11 protein-coding genes and 2 tRNA genes are annotated in these 12,825 nt (G+C 62.5%); 12 read left to right on the top strand and 1 reads right to left on the bottom strand.

Going from position 1 to position 12,825, the window contains the following annotated elements:
- Positions 1–52 precede the first annotated feature (52 nt).
- The 7 genes from MOD31_RS05940 (at position 53) to MOD31_RS05970 (ending at position 5,334) form a co-directional block, all read left to right on the top strand.
- Positions 53–2,218 carry a DEAD/DEAH box helicase gene (locus tag MOD31_RS05940; RefSeq protein ID WP_250820108.1) on the top strand — a complete coding sequence of 722 codons (2,166 nt, stop codon included), beginning with the start codon at positions 53–55 and terminating at the stop codon, positions 2,216–2,218.
- Between the two features lie 69 nt (positions 2,219–2,287).
- Positions 2,288–2,515: a hypothetical protein gene (locus tag MOD31_RS05945; protein WP_250820109.1), complete on the top strand. Its 228-nt coding sequence runs from the start codon at positions 2,288–2,290 to the stop codon at positions 2,513–2,515.
- Complete coding sequence (locus MOD31_RS22135) at positions 2,497–2,586, top strand: LysM peptidoglycan-binding domain-containing protein (protein WP_223940669.1); 90 nt, start codon at positions 2,497–2,499, stop codon at positions 2,584–2,586. The genes MOD31_RS05945 and MOD31_RS22135 overlap by 19 nt, the downstream gene beginning before the upstream one ends.
- Positions 2,587–2,715: 129 nt before the next feature.
- Positions 2,716–2,787: transfer RNA gene (locus MOD31_RS05955), tRNA-Thr, on the top strand.
- 61 nt (positions 2,788–2,848) lie between these two features.
- Positions 2,849–2,922: transfer RNA gene (locus MOD31_RS05960), tRNA-Met, on the top strand.
- Positions 2,923–2,987: 65 nt separating this feature from the next.
- Entirely contained in the window at positions 2,988–3,644 is a 657-nt protein-coding gene (locus MOD31_RS05965) for an NAD(P)-dependent oxidoreductase (protein ID WP_250820110.1), read from the top strand.
- Positions 3,645–3,762: 118 nt separating this feature from the next.
- Entirely contained in the window at positions 3,763–5,334 is a 1,572-nt protein-coding gene (locus tag MOD31_RS05970) for a Na+/H+ antiporter (protein WP_166839862.1), read from the top strand.
- A gap of 27 nt (positions 5,335–5,361) precedes the next feature.
- Here MOD31_RS05970 and MOD31_RS05975 read toward each other — a convergent pair whose 3' ends face one another.
- Positions 5,362–6,585, bottom strand: a complete 1,224-nt coding sequence (locus MOD31_RS05975; protein WP_142938314.1) for an ROK family protein — start codon at positions 6,583–6,585, stop codon at positions 5,362–5,364.
- Between the two features lie 268 nt (positions 6,586–6,853).
- Between MOD31_RS05975 and MOD31_RS05980 the strand changes: the two genes are divergently transcribed.
- The 5 genes from MOD31_RS05980 to MOD31_RS06000 all read left to right on the top strand — a co-directional run bounded on the left by MOD31_RS05980 (position 6,854) and on the right by MOD31_RS06000 (position 12,770).
- Positions 6,854–8,086 carry an ABC transporter substrate-binding protein gene (locus tag MOD31_RS05980; protein ID WP_142938353.1) on the top strand — a complete coding sequence of 411 codons (1,233 nt, stop codon included), beginning with the start codon at positions 6,854–6,856 and terminating at the stop codon, positions 8,084–8,086.
- Positions 8,087–8,109: 23 nt separating this feature from the next.
- Positions 8,110–9,054, top strand: coding sequence for a carbohydrate ABC transporter permease (locus MOD31_RS05985; protein WP_142938315.1), 945 nt, complete (start codon positions 8,110–8,112; stop codon positions 9,052–9,054).
- Positions 9,054–9,956 (top strand): carbohydrate ABC transporter permease, encoded by a 903-nt coding sequence (locus MOD31_RS05990; protein WP_250820111.1) that lies wholly within the window; start codon positions 9,054–9,056, stop codon positions 9,954–9,956. Before MOD31_RS05985 ends, MOD31_RS05990 begins: the two co-directional genes overlap by 1 nt.
- 77 nt (positions 9,957–10,033) lie before the next feature.
- On the top strand, positions 10,034–11,788 hold the full coding sequence (locus MOD31_RS05995; protein WP_142938316.1) for a glycoside hydrolase family 13 protein: 1,755 nt from the start codon (positions 10,034–10,036) through the stop codon (positions 11,786–11,788).
- A 22-nt stretch (positions 11,789–11,810) separates the two neighbouring features.
- Positions 11,811–12,770: an aldo/keto reductase family oxidoreductase gene (locus MOD31_RS06000; RefSeq protein WP_250820112.1), complete on the top strand. Its 960-nt coding sequence runs from the start codon at positions 11,811–11,813 to the stop codon at positions 12,768–12,770.
- The last annotated feature ends 55 nt before the right edge of the window (positions 12,771–12,825 follow it).

Consider the following 12,825-nt stretch of genomic DNA (forward strand, 5'->3'; position numbering starts at 1 on the left):
CCAAGCCCAACCGGGCCGCGCCGACTGCCCTATGGATGAGGAATTTCCCCCTATGACCGAAAATCTCAACGAAAACTTCGACGCCCAGACCGCCGAGTCCGCTGCTGTAGCTGAGACCTCCGCACCCGCCGAAGCTGAAGCACCGGCTGCTGCCGCTGCCCCCGTCGAGACTCCTGCAGCTGAGACTGCAGCCCCCGCCTTCACCGAAGCTCCTGCCCCCAAGGCAGGGGACGAGGACGAAGAAGGCGTCAAGTTCGTCGATCTTGGCATCGATGGACGCGTCCTGGCCGCCCTGCAGGATGTCGGCTATGAGAAGCCGTCCCCCATCCAGGCAGCCACCATTCCGTTGCTGCTCGAAGGCCGCGACGTCGTAGGCCTCGCCCAGACCGGTACCGGCAAGACCGCGGCATTCGCCGTTCCTGCCCTGTCCCGCCTGGCTGAACTCCACGACCTCAACGGCCCGTCCCGCAAGACCCAGGCGCTTGTCCTGGCTCCGACGCGTGAACTGGCCCTCCAGGTTGCTGAGGCATTCACTTCCTACGCCAAGCACATTGACGATTTCACCGTCCTCCCGGTGTACGGTGGCTCCGCTTACGGCCCACAGCTGGCCGGCCTGCGCCGCGGTGCACAGGTAGTTGTCGGCACCCCCGGCCGCGTGATTGACCACATCGCCAAGGGTTCATTGGACCTCTCCGAGCTCCAGTACCTGGTGCTGGACGAAGCTGACGAGATGCTGCGCATGGGCTTTGCCGATGACGTTGAGCAGATCTTCCAGCAGACCCCTGATACCCGTCAGGTTGCGTTGTTCTCCGCCACCATGCCGGGCCAGATCCGCCGCATGTCCAAGCAGTACCTGAACAACCCGGCTGAGATCTCGGTGAAGTCCAAGACCACCACCGGTGCCAACACCAAGCAGCGCTACCTGCAGGTCATGGGCCCGCACAAGCTGGACGCCCTGACCCGCATCCTCGAAGTTGAAGAGTTCGACGGCGTTATCGCCTTCGTGCGCACCAAGATGGCTACCGAGGACCTCGCCGACAAGTTGAAGTCCCGCGGTTTCCAGGCTGCCGCCATCAACGGCGACATCCCGCAGCAGCAGCGCGAACGCACTGTTGACGCGCTGAAGGAAGGCCGCATTGACATCCTGGTTGCTACCGACGTCGCCGCCCGTGGCCTTGACGTTGAGCGCATCAGCCACGTGATCAACTACGACATCCCTCACGACACCGAGTCCTACGTGCACCGCATCGGCCGCACGGGCCGTGCGGGTCGTTCGGGTGACGCTATCCTCTTCATGACGCCGCGTGAGAAGTACTTGCTGCGTTCCATCGAAAAGGCGACGCGTCAGCCGGTTGAGCAGATGCACCTTCCTACTGCCGAGACTGTGAACACCCTGCGTCTGGGCAAGTTCGCAGAGCGCATTACGGAGACCCTCGCATCCGAAGACGTTGCCGCGTTCCGCGACCTCATCTCTTCCTACGAGGAAGAGCACAACGTTCCGGCCTCTGAGATCGCCGCAGCCCTGGCCGTCATGGCGCAGGGTGGACAGCCTCTGCTGGTGAAGGAACTGCCTGCAGCTCCCGAGTACCAGAAGCGTGAGCGCTCCAAGGATGGCTTCGGCTCACGTGGGCCGACCCGCGCGCTGACCGAGGGCAACGCCACCTACCGTATCTCCGTGGGACGCCGCCAGCGTGTCATGCCGGGTTCGATCGTAGGCGCCATTGCCAACGAAGGCGGCATCTCCTCCGCACAGATCGGCGGCATCGATATCCGCTCGGACCACTCCTTGGTGGAGCTCCCGGCAGACCTGAGCGCCGATCAGTTGCGTGCATTGTCCCGCACCCGCATCGGTGGTGAGCTGATCAACCTCGAGCTGGATAACGGCCGCAGGCCCAACAGCGAGCGCGGCGGCTACTCCGGTGGCGGCGCTGGCGGACGCGGTGGCTACGGCGACCGCGAAAACCGCGGTGGCGGAAACTTCAAGGGTTCCGGCGGCTTCAAGAAGGACTTCCGTAAGTCCGACGGCGAGCGTACCTCCGCTGACCGCGGTGGCCGCTCCTACAGCGACCGCTCCGAGCGGACCGCAGGCAGCTTCGGCGACCGCGATCGCGGCCAGGCCAGCGGATCCCGCTTCGGCGGCCACGGTGATGGTGCACGCAAGCCCCGCAGTGGCGGCGAAGGCGGACACCGCGATTTCAACCGCAAGGGCAAATGGTAAACACTTTCGCAAGTGGTAAACACTAAGTAGTTCCCGTCAGGGGGCCGGCTATCGAGCCGGCCCCCTGACGTGTTTAACGCTTACCTCCGGGTCCTGGTGGCTGTGCGCGCCACTGTGCGGCGGGAATTTCCCATGAGGCGGGTTCCCGCGGCCGCGGACGCTGCAGCAGCGCAGGCGGCCGCTACGGGGGCCGGACAGCCAGGTCCAGTGGCGCCGCGGGCCACTGAGGTTGTGGTGGAGCAGGGTGACACCATGAACGGGATCGCCGCGCTGTATGGGTGGACCTTGGTTCCCTGATTGCCGCCAACGCGGATACGGTGCCAAATCCGGACCGGATCTACCCTGGACAGGTGCTCCGGTTGCCCTGAAGCTTGGCTGTTTGAAGCCGAAAATAGATCAAGGATTGAGCGTCTTCGCAAATTGTGTCGGCGCTGTCTTTTCGCGTTTTTTCGCCGATTTGTAGCTTCCGAAAACGTCCGGTAGAGTATTTACTCGTTGCCCCCCTAGCTCAGTGGTAGAGCGCGTTCTTGGTAAGAACGAGGTCACCGGATCGATTCCGGTGGGGGGCTCTGGATGAGGGCCTGTGTCAAGGCGGTTTTGACCGGCTTGACACAGGTTTTTCTCATTCGTGGCGGTGTAGCTCAGTTGGTTAGAGCGCACGACTCATAATCGTGAGGTCGGGAGATCGAGCCTCCCCACCGCTACAGAGCAAGACCCCGCAGCTTCTGCCTGCGGGGTCTTTTTTCGTTGAGTGGGACAGAATGGTTTCATGAGCCGAATCGCAATCATTGGTGGCCACGGGAAAGTGGCCCTGCATCTGTCCCGCATTCTTAGTGGCGAAGGTCACGACGTCACATCCTTCATCCGAAATCCCGACCATGTGGCAGATGTCACGGAGACCGGTGCCTCGGCTGAGGTGCTGGATGTGGAGAACTCGACGACGGCGGAACTCGCCCAAGCGCTCAAGGGCCACGATGCCGTGGTCTGGTCGGCAGGAGCCGGTGGAGGGAATCCTGACAGGACCTATGCCGTGGATCGGGACGCAGCCATCAGGTCGATGGACGCCGCCGCAGAGGCGGGGGTTAAACGGTATGTGATGGTTTCTTATATTGGTGCTGCCAAGGACCACGGTGTGCCCGCCGACAACCCGTTCTTTGCCTATGCCGAGGCCAAAGCGGCGGCCGACGATTACCTGCGGGCTACCGAGTTGGACTGGACCGTCCTGGGCCCTGGAACCCTGACCGACGGGCCGGCCACGGGTCAGATCCAGACTGACCCGGAGAACCCCGGTAGCGGCACGGAGACCTCACGGGCCAATGTTGCCTTGGTCACTGCGGCGGTGCTGGAGTTGCCGGGCACCATCCGCCGGACCATCGCCTTTAAGGACGGATCCAAGGACGTGGTGGATGCCCTCACGGAGGACTGATCCTGCACTGGAGACGCGGACCACGCACAGGGTGAGCCTGCGCACCGGGATATGTTGGTAGGGACCTTTTTCGGCTTCGCCCGGGGAAGGGCCTTACAACCTCTGGGGAAGCAGGAACATGGATCAGTTGGCGCTCATTGTCGGGTTGCTGCTCGCGACGGTGGTGGCAGTGGGCTTGGGGGACAGGCTTCGGCTTCCGTACCCGGTGTTGATGTTGCTCCTGGCCGTTGGGCTGACCTTCATACCGGGCTTTCCCGAGTTTGAGATTTCGCCGGAACTGATCCTGCCGATCTTCCTTCCGCCCTTGTTGTTCGCGACCGCGCAAAAGAGCTCCTGGGCGGTTTTTCGCGTACGCTGGCGGACACTGCTGCTGTTGGCCGTGGCCCTGGTGGTGGTCTCCACTGCAGTAGTGGCTGGTGCTGCCTGGCTGATGATCCCGGGTATCGGCATTCCGGCGGCAATTGCGCTGGGTGCCATGGTGGCCCCTCCGGACCCCGTTGCGGTGGAATCCGTGGCGGGTCGTGTGCACATGCCGCGACGGCTCATCACTGTCCTCCAGAGCGAAGGACTCTTCAACGACGCCGCGGCAATCGTGATCTTCCAGGCAGCGGTTGCGGCAACCATGTCCGGCAAGGAAGTTGGCCCCGAGGTCATTCCCCAGTTTGTCATTGGCGCCGCACTGGCCGTGGTGATTGGCGTCGCGATGGGTTGGCTGACCAAGTTCATCACTACGTTGGTGACGTCCATGGTTGCCCGCAGTGCCGTGACCCTGGTTGTTCCCTTCGCCGCCTACATCCTCGCGGAGGAGCTGCACGCCTCAGGTGTGGTGGCCGTCGTCGTCACCGCCTTGGAACTGCAGCGCCATACGCGGCCTCAGGATGCCGCCGAACGCATCACGCGGACCGCCTTCTGGGACGTGGTGGAGCTGCTGGCAACCGGGCTGGCTTTTGGGCTGGTGGGGCTGGAAATCCGTCACGTCATCCGCGATGAAGGCACTGCTATCTTTGGCATGATCGGCATGGCGGTGGTGATCTGCGTCCTGGTGTTTGTGGTGCGCTTCCTGTGGTTGGGTCTACTCGCCCTCACCGCTCGAAAACGCCGAAACCTGTTGCAGCCAACCTCGCCCAAGGAAGTGTTGATCCTGACATGGTGCGGCATGCGCGGCCTCGCCACCCTGGCGCTGGCCCTGGCACTCCCCATGACGTTGCCGGACGGCAGCGACTTCCCGGCCCGCCACGAGATCCTGGTGATCGCCTGCGCGGTGCTCCTAGCCACCCTGGTCCTGCCCGGGCTCACGCTGCCGTGGCTCATGCGGGTCCTGGATGCGACCGAGGACGGATCACACGAACAGGACGCCGCGAAGGTCCTGGCGAAGCGTGCACAGTCTGCCGCCGTGGCCGCTCTGAAGGACCACGACCTCATGAAGGAACTCCCGGCCGAGAAGGTGACCTTGGTGAAGGAGAAGATGCGCCGCCTTCACGCTGAGCTGTTGGACGGCACATTGCAGAACGAGTCCGTCGCCGAGAAGCGTAAGCGTGGACGGGAACTCTCCATTGCCGTGCAAACCATCGCCCTGGACGCAGCCCGCCAGGAAGTGGTGGCGGCCCGCAATGAGCCAGGCACCGATCCGGAAGTCGCTGATAGGGTCCTCCGGCAGCTGGACCTGCGGACCATGTCCATGCCGGATTAGGATCGACACCGGACGGGGCTCAGCGAATCAACTGGCCGTCACTTGCTGTGACAGTGAGGCCGGGTAGAGATCCAGTGCGTGTTCCTCGACGTAGTCCAGTGCGTGCCGGATTGCGCCGAGGGAGACAATGCCGTCCCCGAGGGGCGAGGTTGCCAGGCGCGGGGGAGTGAAGGTGAACTCTGTCATCTTTTCCTCTATGCCCGGAATCAGTGTGTGGGCCGAGGCCGCCACGGCCCCGGCTATGACCACCAGGTCCGGGTTCACCAACGTACTAACTGAACCGATGACCCGGGCCATGCGTTCGGACAGGCGGTCCAGCACGGTTCGCGCGGCGTTATCGCCCTCTGCTGCGGCTTCGAAGACCATCTCGGCGCTTAGGGATTCGGGATGGCCGCCACAGAGAGTGTGCAGCGAGGTCGTGGCGCTGGCTTCCATGGCTTCGCGGCCCCACCGTGCAGCGTAGTGGGCAATTCCGTAGGTGTCTCCCACGCCTTCCACGGTGTCCAGGTAGCCCAGTTCACCGAAGCCTCCGAGCTGGCCGCGGAGCAGGCGTCCGGATTCAAGGATGCCCGAGCCCAGGCGGTCACCGGCCAACATGACTACGAGGTTGTCCACTCCTTGCGCGGTGCCCTGCCACCGTTCGGCCAAGGCGGCCAGGTTGGCGTCATTTTCCAGGAGGACATGCCAGCCGTGCCGCTCAGCGACGATCCTGCGGACGTCGAAGGACCTCCAGAATTCCTGGACGGTGAGGACTTCGCCGTCGCGGCTGACCGGTGCAGCAACCCCCACGGCGACCGCCAGCACGGAATCCGCAGTGACTCCTGCCTGCTTTAGGGCGTCTGCGGCAATGCGGTCCAGCACGTCGGCGCGTTCATCGGCAGAGAGGTTGAAGGCACGGAAGGGCATGGTGACCCTGGACAGGGATGCCCCTGCCATGTTGGCCACGATTGCCGTGATCTTGGTGGCGCCGATGTCGATGCCGATGACGCTGGCCGCGTCGTCGTCGAACACGAAGCGGCGGGCCGGGCGTCCCTTGACGTAGTCCCCGGTACCCCGCTGGTTCTCCAACTCCCGGAGCCAACCGAGCCGGACCAGTTCATCGCAGATCGATATGACGGTGGCGCGCGAGAGTCCGGTGGAGTCCATCAACTCGGTTCCGGTGAGGACACCGGCGCCGCGCATGGCCTTGAGCATTGCGCTGGCGTTGACCCGGCGTACCAGTTGGGTTGACGGTGCAGTCCCGCTCAGCATGGGGTACTCCAAACTCTTGGGCGTCCATCGGGAGCGATGGAACGATCTCTCTAAATTTAGTACATAAATTTAGATTGTGACGCAATTCCGCCCAAAAGCTTGACCCTGTGGTGCACGTCACTCAGACTAGTGATAGGTCATAAATTTATCTCCTATCTAAACTCGGGCTGGTCAGTAGCGATCTCCCGGGCACGGCGGCCACAGCGGTCCGCACGACGAAAGGACCACGGAGTCTGTGAAACCTACGCGTAAGAAGCGCCTTGCGGCGATGACCCTCGGACTGGCCCTGTTGGCCGGTCTCCTCTCCGGTTGCACGGGGGAATCGGGCAAGGAAACCATCCGCTTCACGTTCAGCAAGCGCGAAGCCATTGGCTTCATGACCAAGCTCGTTGCCGACTACAACGCCTCCCAGAACGACACCGAGGTTGTCCTGGACACCTCGGGGGTGGATGTGGTGTCCGCGAGCTTCGTCCGGGGAAATCCGCCGGACATCGCCTTGGCGAACTACAACATGGAAACCTCACGCTTTGTCCAGCGGGGCGCCTTGAGCGATCTCTCCGGTACGGCAGCGGCGTCAAAGATCCGGGAAGATCTCCAGCCGTTGATGGACCAATACGGGACCTATCCGGACCGCACCAGCGCGCTGCCGTACTCGATCATGGCCTCCTCGGTCATCTACAACAAGGAAATCTTCGCGGCCAACAACATCAAGGTGCCCACCACCTGGAGTGAGTTGACCGCAGCATGCGAGCAACTCAAAGCCGCTGGAGTGACGCCGTTCTACGCCACGTGGAAGGACGACTGGACCATCGCCCAGGGCTGGTTCGACTACTCGGTGGGTGGCCAGGTGGACACGCTGGACTTCTTTGACAAGCTTTCCGCCGAAGGCGCCAACGTGGGGCCAAAATCTGCAGTGTCCTTCCAGAAAGACTTTGAAAAGCCTGTTGGCAAGATGCTGGAACTGGCCTCGAAGTACGTCAACAAGGATGCTGCAAGCCGGGCCTACGGCGACGGCAACCTGGCCTTCTCCCAGGGCAAGGCTGCCATGTACCTGCAGGGTCCGTGGGCCTTCAGCGAGATCGCCAAGACGGCCCCTGACCTGAAGCTTGGAACCTTCCCGCTGCCCATGACCGAGAACCCCGAGGACCTGCGCGTGCGCGTCAACGTGGATCTCGCGGCATGGATCCCGGAGGCCTCCAAGCACAAGGAGGCCGCGCAGGACTTTCTCGAGTACCTTTACCGGCCCGAAGTAATCGATGCCTACAACAAATCTCAGCTGGGCTTCACGCCCACCAAGGACTCTGCGAACGTCCCCGACCCCCGGATTGAAGGAATGGTGCGGTACTACGAGCAAGCCCAGGTCTACCAGGGTCCTTCAGTGCTGGTACCAAAAACCATCCCGATCATGAACTACACGCAGGCACTCGTTTTCGGCGCCAGCCCCACCTCCACCCTTAGCACCCTCGACGCAGATTGGGCGCGGCTGGCTTTCCGCCAGTAGCGCTGAAGCAGGGAGTCAACATCATGTCCATCATCACCACCCCCACCACGTCCGGGCAGGACGGCCGGAAGCAGGATTCGGCCAAGCAGGGCCGTCAGCAGCAGGGCAGCAAGCGCCGGGTCGAGCCGATCTTCTACTTTTTCCTCGTCCCCAGCCTCATCCTCTTCACGTTGGCCATCACCGTTCCGGGAATCATCGGCATCTTCTTCAGTTTCACCAACTCGATCGGAATCGGTGACTGGGAATTTGTCGGCCTGACCAACTACATTGCGATTTTCAGCGATCCCGCCATCCTGCAGAGCTACCTGTTCACGTTCGGGTTCTCCATCGTCACCGTGATCGCCGTGAACGTGGTGGCGTTCCTCCTGGCCGTCGGGCTGACCTCACGCATCAGGATGAAATCGGCGCTGCGGACCATTTTCGTCATCCCCATGGTGGTCTCGGGCATCATCATCGCCTATGTCTTCAACTTCCTGTTCTCCAACTCGCTGCCGTCCCTGGGTGCCGCTGCCGGGATTCCCTGGTTGGAGAACAGCTTGCTGGCAAACCCGGACCTCGCCTGGGTAGCCATTGTGTTGGTCACTGCCTGGCAGGCTGTGCCGGGTGCACTGCTGATTTATATCGCAGGACTCGTGGCCGTGCCGGGCGACGTCTATGAAGCTGCGGAGATCGATGGAGCCAGCAAGTTCCAGCAGTTGGTCAAGATCACGCTTCCGTTGGTGTCGGGCTACGTGGTCATCAACATCATCCTGGGATTCAAGGGCTTCCTGAACGCCTACGACATCATTGTTGGCCTGACCAACGGTGGCCCGGGCACGTCCACCCGAAGCATCGCGATGACCGTCATCTCGGGCTTCAACGGCGGCGACTACGCCTACCAGATGGCCAACGCCACGATCTTCTTCGTAGTAGCCATTGTTATCTCTCTCGTACAGCTTTCGCTGACTCGCGGACGGAATGCACTCTGATGACCAATCAAGCCACCCTCGCCATCACCGAGCCCACCACCCAGCCCGCCGGAAAGAGCCGGCGCCGGTCCGAGTCCGCCGTCGAACGCGTGAACTGGCCGGCAACCACCATCCTCATCCTGTGCGCGGTCACCGTGCTGCTTCCCCTGTATGTCACGGTCTCCATGGCGTTCAAGACCCAGGGGCAAGCCGTGGACGGCAACGCCTTCTCCTTTCCCGCCCCGTTCAGCATTGAGGGCTTTGTCCAGGCCTGGACCCTGACCAACTTCCCGGTGGGGGCTGCTATGTCTTTGCTGGTGACAGCGGGGACCGTGGTGGCCACCATTGTCCTGGCTGCCTTCGCCTCGTACGCGATCGTGCGCAACTGGGAGCGTCGGCTGTTCAGGTACTCGTTCTTCTACCTTCTGGGAGCAATGTTCATTCCGTTCCCCGTAGTTGCGCTGCCGCAGATTCAGCTCACGGGCCGCCTGGGCTTGGATAATCCGTTTGGCGTCATCCTGCTTGCCACCATGTTCCAGCTGAGCTTCAGCGTCCTGCTCTTCACTGCCTTCCTGCGCTCCATCCCGATGGAACTCGAAGAAAGCGCCAGGATAGACGGCGCAACTACGTGGCAGACTTTCTGGAAGCTGATTTTCCCGCTCCTGGCGCCGATGAGCGCTACCGTGGGCATCTTCGCCTTCCTCTACGCGTGGAATGACTTCATGATGCCCTCGCTCATCATCTCGGACCCGTCCCTCCAGACACTGCCGGTGCGGCAGAACCTGTTCCAGACCCAATTCAGCAACAACTACCACGTGTCCTTCGCGTCGTACCTGATGGCGATGGCTCCGGCGATCATTGCGTACTTGTTCACCCAGCGCTGGGTCATGGCAGGGGTGACCCAGGGTGCCGTCAAGGGCTAAGCACTGTTGACCTTCAACCTCCGGGCGTTTCATACTGGTCCGGGACATAAATTTAGATTCTAAATCAAAGGAGTTTCGTGAGTACTTCCGCCACTCAGGCACACCGTACCGATTCAGACCGCATGGCCGATCCGAACTGGTGGCGTCAGGCAGCCGTTTACCAGATCTACCCGCGCAGCTTCTACGACGCGAACGGTGACGGACTCGGGGACATCAAGGGCATCACGGCCAAAGTTCCGTACCTGAAGGAGTTGGGGATCGACGCCGTCTGGCTGAGCCCCTTCTACCCGTCGGCGCTCGCGGACGGCGGCTACGACGTTGACGACTACCGCAATGTGGACCCCAAGCTGGGCACCCTTGAGGACTTCGATGAGATGGCCGCTGCCCTCCACGCCGCAGGAATCAAGATCGTGGTGGACATCGTTCCCAACCACTCCTCGGACCGGCACGAATGGTTCAAGGAAGCGCTGGCCTCGCCCAAGGGCTCCGCGGCACGCGACCGCTACATCTTCCGCGACGGCCGGGGCGAAAACGGCGAACTGCCGCCGTCGGACTGGGACTCTGTCTTCGGCGGACCCATCTGGGACCGCATCACTGAACCCGACGGCACTCCCGGCCAGTGGTACCTGCACATCTTCGCCAAGGAGCAGCCGGACTTCAACTGGGAGAACCCGGAGATCCGCGAGGACTTCCTCAAGACGCTGCGCTTCTGGTCGGATCGCGGCGTGGACGGATTCCGCATCGATGTTGCCCACGGCATGGCCAAGGACCTGTCCGAGCCGCTGCCCATGAAGGCTGACTTGGAAGCCAAAGCGCACGGTACGGATGGCTTCACCGATGGCTCCCACCCATTCTGGGACCGTGATGAAGTGCACGAGGTCTACGCCGAGTGGCGCAAGCTCTTCAACGAGTACAACCCGCCGCGCACTGCCGTTGCCGAGGCCTGGGTTCACGAGTCCCGCCGTGCCCGCTACGCCAGCCCTGAGGGACTGGGCCAGGCGTTCAACTTCGACCTGCTTCAGTCCGATTTCGATGCCGCGTCCTTCAAGAAAATCATCACGGACAACCTGGTAGCCGCCAAGGAGTCCGGGGCCTCATCCACGTGGGTCTTCTCCAACCACGACGTCGTCCGCCACGCCACGCGCTACGGTTTGCCCAAGGGGGGTTCTGTGGCGCAAGGAACAAACGCGGCCCAGGACATCACCGGCGGAGAGCCCAAGGGACAGGACGGCAAGGGCTGGCTGCTGGCCGGCGCGCCGGCAGAGGAGCTCGACGTCGAACTCGGCTTGCGTCGTGCCCGCGCCGCAACGCTCCTGCTGCTCGCCCTTCCCGGTTCTGCCTACCTCTACCAGGGCGAAGAGCTTGGCTTGCGCGAAGTCTCGGAAATTCCCGATTCCGAACGCCAGGACCCGTCCTTCTTCCGTAACCCGGGCGTTGAGATTGGCAGGGATGGTTGCCGCGTGCCCTTGCCGTGGACCGAGGAAGGTTCTTCCTTCGGTTTCGGTGCTGGCAAGGCACACCTCCCGCAGCCGGAGTGGTTCAAGGATTACGCAGTTGCCACCCAAGAGGGAGTGGAAGGCTCCACACTGGAGCTTTACCGGAAGGCACTGAGCCTGCGCAGTGAACTCCAGACTGACGAGGAACTTCAGTGGGTGGAGACCGGCAACCAGGACGTACTGCACTTCAGCCGCCCCGGTGGCTGGCACACGGTCACCAACTTCGGCAGCAAGCCCGTTGAGCTTCCGGAGGGAAGCATCGTGGTAACCAGCGGCCCGCTGGAGGATGGCAAGCTGCCGTCAGACACCACGGCGTGGATTGTCAGCAACGCCTAGGGCCTGCGGACAATACTGAAGTATGACTACTGCGAACGGGCGGGGACGCCTGATCTATGGCTGTATGGGACTCGGTGGTCCGTGGGACGGCACGTCCTACGGGGCGTCGGAGATTGATCAGGCCGCGGCGGTGATCGAAGCCGCGCAGGGAATTGGCATTGGGCTTTTCGACCACGCGGATATCTATCGCAGCGGAAAGTCCGAGGCTGTCTTTGGCGAAGTCCTGGCCCGTTCGCAGGGTCTGCGCGAAAAGATCCAGCTCCAGACTAAGTGCGGGATCCGGCTGGGGGAGCGCGGGTTGGAGACGCATTATGATCTCTCCCGCGAGGCCATCCTTGAACGGGTCAACCAGAGCTTGAAGCGGCTCCAAACGGACTACGTGGACGTGTTGCTCCTGCACCGTCCAGATCCGTTGATGGACCCGCGCGAGGTGGCGGACGCCGTCGGGCAGTTGATGGCCGAAGGCAAGGTGCGGCAGGTAGGCGTGTCAAACATGTCCGGCGCCCAGATCGCCTACCTCCAGGATGAGTTGGAGACGCCCCTTGTGGCGAACCAATTGGAAATGAGCCTGCTGCACCGGGACTGGCTGGAAAGTACTGTTCTGGTCAACCATGCAGAGGGGCTTGAGTACAGCTTCCCGCACGGGACTCTTGAACACTGCATGGCGAAGGGTATTGAACTGCAGGGGTACGGTTCACTGGCCCAGGGGCGCTATACGGGTGCGAAGCCTGAGGAGATGTCACCGGCCGAGTCGGCAACGGCGGGCATGCTGGAACGGTTGGCGGGGGAGAAGGGCACCACGCCGGAATCGGTGCTGCTGGGTTGGCTGATGAAGCACCCCGCCAGGATCTCGCCGGTTGTGGGCACCACCAACCCTGCGCGCATCAAGGCGTGTGCCGATGCCGCCTCCGTTGCTGCCACCATGACCCGCGCCCAGTGGTACGGCCTGTGGGTGGCAGCACGTGGGATCAACATCCCCTAACCCCGGTTTTAACCCAACTGAGTCGCAGTTGTGCGCGTTATGACCTCTCTAAACG

This window comes from Paenarthrobacter sp. TYUT067, assembly GCF_023656375.1.
Lineage (GTDB): Bacteria > Actinomycetota > Actinomycetes > Actinomycetales > Micrococcaceae > Arthrobacter.